The sequence below is a fragment of the Winogradskyella sp. genome, assembly GCF_016744625.1.
Lineage (GTDB): Bacteria > Bacteroidota > Bacteroidia > Flavobacteriales > Flavobacteriaceae > Winogradskyella.
This window is the reverse complement of the sequence record NZ_JADGDZ010000032.1, coordinates 23,848-34,017: the sequence shown is the minus strand read 5'-3', so window position 1 is coordinate 34,017 and position 10,170 is coordinate 23,848. Positions and strand designations below refer to the sequence as shown.

Here is a 10,170-nt window from a genome sequence, read left to right as displayed (position 1 = left end):
ATACTAAAGCAATTAGAATAAAGAATCCAACAACTTGTGCTCGTTCTAGGAACTTTTCGCTCGGTTTGCGACCAGATATCATTTCAAATAACAAAAACATTACATGTCCACCATCTAACGCTGGTATAGGCAATAAGTTTAAAATAGCAAGCATAATAGATAAAAACGCTGTTAAACCCCAAAAATATGACCAACTCCAAACTGGCGAAAACTGATCATAAATAGCCTTAAAGCCACCTAAACCTTTATAAGCTCCTGTACTTGGACTAAAAATCGCCTTTAACTGATCAAAATAATTACTAATCGTTTTTGTGAATTTACGTCCACCAGCTGCAAAGCTTTCTCCAAAAGTATATTCTTTTCTAAAAATATTATAATAGCCTAATTCCTCAAATCTAGTAGGATTAACATAACGTCTAATGCCAAATTTCCCTTCTTCATCTATAGCTAATTCCTTTTTAATAGTTGTATTATCCTCACGTAAAATTTCAACAGAAACTGTGGTGTTGTTTAAACCACTAGTGACGTCTTCAAGCTCATCAAAATACCTTAAAGGCTTACCATTAATACTTGTAATTACATCTCCAAGCTTTAAATCTTTTTTAGCATTTAAAGACGTATCTGCTACTTCACCTACCATAAAAGGCACACGGTATTCGAAATTATTTTTACTCTTACTTGCAGAATATTGTCCTAAAAAATCTTCTGGTAAATCAATAACTTTTTCTTCGCCAGCTCTATTAATCGTAATTGATTCTGCACTAATAAGGTTAAAACCAATATCAGAATCGTTAACAATAGGTGTATCGTTAATCGCTAAAACCTTATCTCCAGTTTTAAAACCCATCTCTAATAAAGCGGGATTATCTATCCAATACCCATCTTTAAGACTGTCTACTTTTACATCAGAATCTCCGTAAGCAAAAGATATAGCTACATAAATAACGTAAGCTAAAATAAAGTTTACTGTTACACCACCTAACATAATTATGAGACGTTGCCAAGCTGGCTTAGAACGAAATTCCCATGGTTGTGGTGGTTGTGCCATTTGCTCTTTATCCATGCTTTCGTCGATCATTCCAGCAATTTTCACATAACCACCAAGTGGTAACCAACCAATACCATAAGTTGTTTCACCTATTTTCTTTTTAAAAAGCGAATACTTTACATCAAAAAAGAGATAAAATTTTTCAACTTTAGTTTTAAAAAGTTTTGCTGGTATAAAATGTCCAAGCTCGTGCAATACAATAAGCAAGGATAAACTGAGTAAAAATTGAGATATCTTTATTACAAATTCCATGAAGTCATTTTCAAATTTCGATTGACAAAAGTAAGGTTTTAAAGCAACTTAGAAAATAATTGTATTTCTATTCGATTTATTTTTAACTCCGATTTATAAATCAACCTATTTATATTACATTTTTGTGTTAAAAGTATCCTTAAAAATTGACTCGAATCGTACCTTTGTAATCCTAAAATTAAATTACAAAACAATGTCCTTTCTTTCGTTTTTTAAAGGTTATAAAAACTTTGGAATCTTCTTTTCTATTCTATGTATAATTATCATTGCTATTATATACAATGTATTAAATGTAAAGCAGCCTCTACCAATATATCAGCCAGCTATGGTAAGTGAAGAATTGGTAGATAGTACTATTCAACATCAAAAAAAATATCATAAGATTGGAGATTTTAGCTTAATCAACCAAAATGGGGAAACCGTAACTCAAAACAACTATAAAGACAAGGTTTATGTTGCAGATTTCTTTTTTACAACTTGTCAAACTATATGTCCAATAATGACGGATCATATGTGTCAAATTCAAAAAGAAATTATTAACGATGAAGACATCATGTTACTTTCTCATTCTGTTACACCAAAGATTGATAGTGTCGCTCAGTTAAAAAAATATGCCAAGAAAAAAGGTGTTATTGACCGAAAATGGAATTTAGTTACTGGAAATAAAAAGCAAATCTATGAGCTAGCTAGAAAAAGTTACCTAGCTGTAAAAACAAATGGCAATGGAGATGAGTTTGATATGATCCATACAGAAAACTTTATGCTTATTGATAAGAAACAGCAAATTAGAGGGTTTTATGATGGCACTCAACCAGAAGATATTGAAAGACTTTTGGAAGATATCAAAACCTTAAAATACTTTGGAGGTTACTAAAAAAGTCAAAGCCTACAAATAATTATTATCTTATTTTTCGTACTCATAAATTTCACTTACTTTTGCTTCTTTAAAATCAATCTAAATAAGAATAAGCTTGACACTTGCAGATTTAAAGCGTGGACAACAAGGTATTATAACAGATGTATCTTCTATTCACATTCCATTAAAACTTCTCGAAATGGGTTGCCTACCTGGTAATTCTGTTGAGCTTGTACAAGTTGCTCCTTTTGCTGACCCAATGTATTTAAACATCAATGGTTCTCATTTAGCGATTAGAAAAGAGACTGCAATTCATATTCAAATAGAAACTACGAATGAGTAAGCAGATTAATGTTGCCTTAATAGGAAATCCTAATACAGGAAAAACATCTGTTTTTAATGCACTTACTGGGCTTAACCAAAAAGTAGGTAACTATCCTGGCATTACAGTCGAAAAAAAAGAAGGTATTTGCAAATTACCACGTGGTGTAAAAGCTCATATCATTGATTTACCAGGAACTTATAGCTTAAATGCTTCTTCGCTTGATGAAAATGTGGTGATTGAGTTACTTCTAAATAAGACTGATAAGGATTTTCCTGATGTTGCAGTTGTTGTAAGTGATGTTGAGAACTTAAAACGTAATCTTTTGTTATTTACTCAGATTAAGGATTTAGAAATTCCTACAATCTTAGTAATTAATATGTCTGATAGAATGGCTTACAAAGGCATTTCTCTAGATATAGAGTATCTCGAAGAGCAATTAGAAACTAAAATTGCTCTAATTAGTACGCGAAAAAATAAAGGAATTGATGGGCTGAAGGAACTAATCCGTAGTTATAAAGAGCTTTCCACAAAACCATGCATGGATGCCTCTTCAATAGATGTACCCTATTTTGATAATTTAAGAAAAGCGTTTCCGAATCAGTTATTATACAAGCTTTGGTTAGTAATTACACAAGATGTCAATTTTGGTAAAACCGATAGAAAGACTTTTGACAAAGTTGAAGACTTTAAGACCAAGTCTAAAACAGATTTAAAACGACTTCAACAAAAAGAAACTATAAAGCGTTACCAGTTTATTAACGAAACGCTTAAAAAAGGGCAAACTATTGACCTTAAATCAGCTAAAGATTTACGCATAAAACTCGATAGAGTTTTAACTCATAAAGTTTGGGGTTATTTAATCTTCGGAATTATTTTACTTACTATTTTTCAAGCTATATACGATTGGTCTAGCATACCAATGGATTTTATTGATAGTACATTCGCCTCATTAAGCGAGTGGACAAAAAACACTTTACCTGAAGGAGCATTTACAAATCTCTTAGCAGAAGGTATCATTGCAGGACTTGGTGGTATTGTTATTTTTATTCCTCAAATTGCATTTCTATTTCTATTCATTTCTATACTTGAAGAGAGTGGTTATATGAGTCGTGTAGTATTTTTAATGGACCGTATTATGCGACGTTTTGGTCTTAGTGGCAAAAGTGTTGTGCCTTTAATTTCTGGTACTGCTTGTGCTATACCAGCGATTATGGCAACTCGTAATATTGAAAGTTGGAAAGAACGCTTAATTACCATTTTAGTAACACCTTTTACCACGTGCTCTGCAAGACTTCCTGTTTATTTAATTATAATTTCTTTGGTTATTCCTGAAGGACGAGTTTTGGGCTTAAGCTATCAAGCATTAACCTTAATGCTTCTATACCTTATAGGTTTTGGGGCAGCAGTTGGATCTGCTTGGATTTTAAATAAAATACTTAAAATAAGAAGTAAAACATTCTTTATTGTAGAAATGCCTAACTACAAATTACCAATGTTTAAGAATGTCGCATTAACTGTATTAGAAAAGACAAAATCCTTTGTCTTTGGAGCTGGTAAAATTATTCTTGCAATTTCGATTGTATTGTGGTTTTTAGCTTCTTATGGACCAGGCGAAGACTTTAATAATGCAGAACAAATTGTAACTGAACAGTATGCCTCGGAAAGCTTAGATGACGATGAATTGCAACAAAAAATCGCATCTCATAAACTAGAACATTCATTTATTGGTATTGCAGGACACGCCATTGAACCTGCTATTAGACCACTAGGTTATGATTGGAAAATAGGGATTGCTATAGTTAGTTCTTTTGCTGCCCGAGAAGTGTTTGTTGGAACTTTAGCTACGATTTATAGTGTAGGAAATGATAAGGTTGAAACGATTACTAATAGAATGGCCAAAGAAGTCAATGTTAAAAGCGGAAAGCCTTTATTTAACTTTGCCTCAGGAATTTCTTTACTACTATTTTACGCGTTTGCAATGCAATGTATGAGCACATTAGCCATTGTAAAACGTGAGACCAATTCATGGAAATGGCCAATGTATCAACTCGTATTAATGAGTGCTTTTGCGTATATTGTAGCATTAGTAGCTTTTCAAGCATTAAAATAGATGAATACAGTTATTCAAAACATATTAGTTTTTTCTGTGCTAGCAATTGCGCTAATATTCTTAGTTAAAAAATTTGTCTGGAAACCTAAAAAAGCAAAAACCACCAAAGCTTGTGGAAGCGATGATGGCTGTGGATGTCATTAAAATCCTTTTGAAAAAAGGAATCTTATTATTATAAGCTTTTAGGCTTTAAAACAATTTCTAATTCATATTCTTTATCTGCAATATCATTTACACCTCCTGGATAAGGTGTTAAAGCAAATCCATAAATTTTAAAGGTTTTAGTGTTAAAGGCTAAATTGTTAGATTCCATAACACAGCCACTAGCATCAATTCTAATTTTTTTATCTTCAATAAAGTTTCCGTTTTTATAAATTGAAACTAAAACTTCTGCCTCACCTGCTCTAACGCACATCACATTTTTTGGACATCTAGAATCTACAACTACCTTCTTAAATTTTATTTCATAGTCTTCAAAAACAATTTTTTGCTGGTACCCGACAATCTTACTAATACTTAAAGAATCTTTTACAACTTGAACTTGCGCTTCTAACGTATAAAAAAGTGATGCGAAGCAGAAAATTAACGTGAATAGAATAGATTTCATAGATTAAATTTAATCATACAAATACCTAAATCATGCCACAATTAACAAAATATTAATTTTGATAAAGACGTTTGAATATGCTCATTATTGCAATATTTTATGTAAAATCAACATTATGAAATATTCAATTTTTCAATTATAAATTCACTAACTTTGTCATTGTGAGTAAACTATTTGCCATATCACTTTCTGCACTGATGCTATTTCAAAGTTTCAATATTGGAGCTGATGATATTATGCAATTAGACGAATTGATGGAACATGCTCAGTTTCACCAACAAGAATATGGCGATAATTTTTTTATCTTTTTATCCAAACATTATGGTGAACTAAAAGCAGAGCACAGTAAAAAACATCAGGAAGAGCAGAAAGATCATGAGGAATTACCTTTTCAATGTCAAGGTCATATGTCTTCGGTTGTAGCTTTTCTACCCTCAATTTTACCTTTTTATTCTAATGCTATTGAAATTATAGATACAACGGAATCTAATTTTCATTACTTCAATCTTTATTCGTCATTACACGAAAAAGAACTTTTACAGCCTCCCAAACAGGCATAATTCATTTTTATCAAATTTTATTTATTTCAACTTATTATACAATGAGTTGACACTATTTAATTCAATGAATTATGTTATCATATATTATAAAATTCAGTTTAAAGAATAAGCTAATTATTCTACTATTTACGTCATTTATTATTGCTTTTGGGTTGTATTCACTTTCTCAAATTTCTATTGGTGCAGTACCAGATGTAACCAATAACCAAGTACAAGTTATTACGACTTCTCGTAATCTTTCTACACAAGATATGGAACAGTTTATAACCTATCCTGTAGAATTAGAAATGGCAAATTTACCGAGTGTACAAGAAATTAGATCTGTTTCTAAGTTTGGTCTATCTGTAGTTACAATTGTATTCGATGATGACATCGGAACTTATCTTCCACGTCAACTCATTGCCGAAAAAATTAAATCCGCATCTGAGAAAATTCCAAAGGGATTCGGAGAACCAGAAATGGGTCCAATAACTACAGGACTAGGTGAAATCTACCAGTATATTTTAGATGTAGAACCAGAATATAAAGATGATTATAATGCTGAAGACCTGCGCACAATACAAGATTGGATTGTAAAACGACAGTTATCCGGAATTCCAGGAGTGGTAGAAGTAAATACTTGGGGAGGATTTTTAAAACAGTATGAAGTTGCACTAAATACAGACAAGCTTAATGCAATGAATATTACTGCAAAAGAAGTTTTTAATGCTCTCGAACTAAATAATAGTGTTGCAGGCGGTGGATATATAGAAAAGGTAAATCAGGCTTATTTTATTCGTGGTGATGGCTTAGTATCATCTCTTGATGATATTAGAAATATTGTAATTACAACCAACAATAGGCTTCCTATATATATAAATGATGTTGCCAAAGTTGGATTTGGAAGTGCAACGCGATTTGGTGCAATTACAGGAAATGGAGAAGGTGAAAAAGTTTTAGGACAAGTAATGATGCTCAAAGGAGCAAATTCTAAAGAAGTAATTGAAGCTGTTAAAGAACGTGTTAACTTTATTTCTAAATCATTACCAAAAGGCGTTTACATCAATGCCTTTTTAGATCGAAGTGAATTAATTGCTAAAACAACTTTTACCGTTACCGAAAATCTCATTTTAGGTTGTCTAATCGTTGTTTTTGTTGTGGTTTTATTGTTGGGTAATTGGCGTTCTGGTTTGGTCGTTGCTTCCGTAATTCCCTTATGTTTATTATTTGCAATATCCTTAATGTACATTTTTGGTGTAGACGCCAATCTAATGAGTTTAGGCGCTATTGATTTCGGAATTATAATTGATGGAGCCGTTATTATAGTAGAATTTATTGCCTTTCAGATTACAAGAAAACAAGTTGAGATTTCTGCTCTTAATAAAACAGAAGCACAAGCTATTAAAGATAAAATAACCTTTGAAAGCGCTTCAAAAATGATGAATTCAGCCATTTTTGGTCAACTTATAATTCTCATCGTTTTTATTCCTATTCTTTCTTTAAGTGGTATTGAGGGTAAGATGTTTAAACCAATGGCATTAACCTTCAGTTTTGCTTTAATTGGAGCAATGCTATTTTGTTTCAGTTATGTGCCAGTTGTAGCAGCATTAGTTCTTAAACCAACAAAATCAACTAAGAAAAATATTTCTGTGCGTTTAATGAATTGGCTTAATAAGCTATACGAACCAATTATTGATTGGGCTTTACAAAGCAAAAAATTTGTGCTTGGTCTTGCTGCTTTATTAATGGCGTTTTCATTTTACCTATTCACTATGATGGGAGGTGAATTTGTACCAACGTTAGACGAAGGTGATTTTGTAATTCAACCTGTACTTAAAACAGGAACTTCATTAAGTAAAACAGTAAAAATAACTACCAATATTGAAACTATATTAATCGAAAATTTCCCTGAAGTAAAACAAGTCGTAACCAGAATTGGTGCTGCAGAAGTTCCTACAGACCCAATGTCTATGGAAGAAAGCGATGTTATCATTACTCTAAAACCTAAAAGTGAATGGGTTTCTGCTTCATCTAAAGACGAACTTGCTAATAAATTTAAAGAAGCGCTTTCCATCATTCCCGGAATGGAAGTAGAATTTACCCAACCTATAGAAATGCGATTTAACGAGTTAATCACTGGTGTACGAGCAGATATTGCTATAAAAATATTTGGAGAAGATTTAGGTATTCTATCTAAAAAAGGAAGCGAAATAAAATCATTGATAGAAAATGTTGAAGGTGCAGCAGATATTATAGTCGAAAAAATAGATGGTTTGCCACAAATGAGTGTAAAATATAATCGCTCAAAAATTGCGCGCTATGGTCTTAATATTCAAGATCTAAATAATATGCTATCTATGGGGTTCTCTGGAAAAAACATTGGTAGTGTATTTGAAGGTGAAAAACGTTTTGACCTTGTCGTTAGATTAGATAAAGCAAAACGACAAGACATTGATAACATTAAAAACCTGTATGTAGATTTACCAAATGGAGGTAAAATACCTATGAGCGAATTAGCATCTATAACCTATCAAAAAGGAGCTGCTAAAATATCTAGAGATGACACCAAAAGAAGAATTGTAGTAGGTATTAATGTAAGAAATCGTGATTTGGAATCTGTTGTTAACGACATCCAAGCGCTTATAAATGAAAATATAGATCTACCTGTTGGTTACAATATAGCTTATGGAGGTCAATTTGAAAATTTACAAACTGCTAAATCGAGATTACTTATTGCTGTTCCAATAGCACTAATTCTCATTTTTGTGTTGCTTTACTTCGCATTCAACTCTATAAAAGAAGCGCTTTTAATTTTCTCAGCAATTCCATTAGCTGCAGTAGGTGGGATTCTATTACTTTGGGTTAGAGATATGCCTTTTAGTATTTCTGCAGGTGTTGGTTTTATTGCGCTTTTTGGAATTGCAGTACTTAATGGTATTGTTCTAATTGAGCATTTTAAAGAATTAAAAAATAAAGGCTATGATAATATGGAAACACTTATTAAACAAGGCACAAAAGACAGATTACGTGCTGTATTACTAACAGCTACAGCTGCTGCATTAGGATTTTTACCTATGGCTATATCTACAAATGCAGGTGCCGAAGTACAAAGACCTTTAGCAACTGTTGTTATTGGTGGATTGTTTACTGCTACCTTACTTACACTTATTGTTTTACCAGTACTCTATGCTTACTTTAATAGATTTAGTGATAAAAGTAAAAACTTAAGTCCTAACAAGTCTAGTTCAATAACATTACTGGTATTAATAGGCTTATGTTCTTTCAATTCATTTGGACAAAACAGCGAAAAAATACTTGAAGATCTTATAACTATTGCTATTGAAAATAACTCTGGAATAAATGCCTCTAGATTAAAAGTTAAACAATCAGATGCGCTTATAAATAGCGCCTTCAATTTCGATAAGACTCAAATCTATTATAGCTATGATCAAAATAATATAGCCAATAATAACAAACCAATTGGAGTGTTTGGTGTACAACAAGATTTTCTATTTCCAACAGTTTATTCAACACAGAAAAAAGTGAATAAGGCAAGTTTAGATGTAGAGTCTTCAAATTATTCTATTAAAGAAAAAGCTTTAAAACGCAACATCACTTCATACTATTACAAGTATTTATATACTGTACAGAAAGAGCAGGTTTACCAAAAATTAGATAGTTTGTATCATAATTTTTCTAAAGTTGCACAAAGACGTTTTGAGCTTGGTGAAACTAATTATTTAGAAAAAATTACTGCCAAGTCTAAACAACGACGGGTTAATCTCAATCTTATTAAAGCAAAAGAAGATGTTACAATTGCCTATAATCAATTGATAAGCATCGTGCAAAATAAAGACAGTATTACTGTTGCTAAAATTCCTCTAGCAAAAGCCGCTTTAGATATAGTAAATATTAAAGAAAGTCCCGAAATAGCATATTATTCAAACACAATTTCATTATTAGAAACTAAACGTCGTTTAGAAAAACAACAATTATTACCAGATATAAGTTTAGAGTATTTCCTAGGAACCAATTCTGGAATAAATACCAACTTATATGGTTATCAGATTGGGTTAAAAATTCCAATTTTATTTTCAGGAAAATCTTCGAGAATAAAAGCTTCAAAAATTGCTAAGACTATTGCTGTTGAAAAATATCAGAATTTTGAAATAGAATTAAACACCAAATTTAATGTATTAACGTCTCAATTAAATCAGCACCAAAAAGCTTTAGATTATTATGAACAGGAAGGCGCTGATCTTTCAAATGAAATATTAAAAACTGCTAATAGTAGCTTTAAAAACGGTGAAATTGATTTTTACCAATACATCTTAAGTCTCGAAAATGCATACGACATTAAACTTAATCATCTCGAGAATCTTAATACTTACAACCAAACTGTAATTACAATAAATTATTTAACCTTTTAAAAA

The 10,170-nt window shown here is 31.6% G+C and carries 8 protein-coding genes; 6 read left to right on the top strand and 2 right to left on the bottom strand.

The genetic code is table 11. The features are described from left to right. Positions 1–1,300 (bottom strand): RIP metalloprotease RseP (rseP, locus tag QZZ53_RS08695; RefSeq protein ID WP_296383646.1); only part of this gene is annotated, 1,300 nt, incomplete at its 3' end. Between the two features lie 193 nt (positions 1,301–1,493). Between rseP and QZZ53_RS08690 the strand changes: the two genes are divergently transcribed. The 4 genes from QZZ53_RS08690 (at position 1,494) to QZZ53_RS08675 (ending at position 4,735) form a co-directional block, all read left to right on the top strand. Further along, positions 1,494–2,174, top strand: a complete 681-nt coding sequence (locus QZZ53_RS08690) for an SCO family protein (RefSeq protein WP_296383644.1) — start codon at positions 1,494–1,496, stop codon at positions 2,172–2,174. Between the two features lie 91 nt (positions 2,175–2,265). After that, a complete protein-coding gene (locus QZZ53_RS08685) occupies positions 2,266–2,499 on the top strand; it encodes a FeoA family protein (RefSeq protein WP_296383647.1) in 234 nt (77 codons plus the stop codon). Continuing rightward, on the top strand, positions 2,492–4,591 hold the full coding sequence (gene feoB, locus QZZ53_RS08680; RefSeq protein WP_296383642.1) for a ferrous iron transport protein B: 2,100 nt from the start codon (positions 2,492–2,494) through the stop codon (positions 4,589–4,591). The genes QZZ53_RS08685 and feoB overlap by 8 nt, the downstream gene beginning before the upstream one ends. After that, positions 4,592–4,735, top strand: coding sequence for a FeoB-associated Cys-rich membrane protein (locus QZZ53_RS08675; RefSeq protein ID WP_296383640.1), 144 nt, complete (start codon positions 4,592–4,594; stop codon positions 4,733–4,735). Positions 4,736–4,763: 28 nt separating this feature from the next. Here the strand turns inward: QZZ53_RS08675 and QZZ53_RS08670 are convergent, their stop codons facing one another. Next, positions 4,764–5,198 (bottom strand): hypothetical protein, encoded by a 435-nt coding sequence (locus tag QZZ53_RS08670; RefSeq protein WP_296383638.1) that lies wholly within the window; start codon positions 5,196–5,198, stop codon positions 4,764–4,766. 161 nt (positions 5,199–5,359) lie between these two features. Between QZZ53_RS08670 and QZZ53_RS08665 the strand changes: the two genes are divergently transcribed. Next, positions 5,360–5,758, top strand: coding sequence for a hypothetical protein (locus QZZ53_RS08665; protein ID WP_296383636.1), 399 nt, complete (start codon positions 5,360–5,362; stop codon positions 5,756–5,758). Between the two features lie 71 nt (positions 5,759–5,829). After that, complete coding sequence (locus QZZ53_RS08660) at positions 5,830–10,167, top strand: CusA/CzcA family heavy metal efflux RND transporter (protein ID WP_296383634.1); 4,338 nt, start codon at positions 5,830–5,832, stop codon at positions 10,165–10,167. The last annotated feature ends 3 nt before the right edge of the window (positions 10,168–10,170 follow it).